Genomic DNA, 297 nt, shown 5'->3' on the forward strand with positions numbered 1-297 from the left:
GTAATATTCTTTAATATCATTCTTATAGATATATGAAAATGCCCATGAACAATTTTCCATTCTTGAGAAAAAATAATCCTCAGTAGATGTGCCTAAATCGTTTTCTGTATCGACAATCGAAGTAATATTTATCAACATAGCCATAACATCTAAATTAATTTTTTGAAAAGATCTTTGTATATCTTCTGGGTCTCCATCCTTTACTTTTCTATATGCATAATGAAAACTAGAAAAATAAAATAATGAATTCTCATCATATACAATTCTATAAATTTTATTTAAGTCTCTTTTTAATAT

At 24.6% G+C, this 297-nt stretch carries 1 protein-coding gene; it reads right to left on the reverse strand.

Annotated elements, in window-relative coordinates:
- On the reverse strand, positions 1-297 hold a 297-nt coding region (locus R0J92_RS22325; RefSeq protein WP_411053264.1), incomplete at both ends, for a hypothetical protein.

This window comes from Tritonibacter sp. SIMBA_163, from assembly GCF_046535935.1.
Classification (GTDB): Bacteria; Pseudomonadota; Alphaproteobacteria; order Rhodobacterales; family Rhodobacteraceae; genus Epibacterium; species Epibacterium scottomollicae.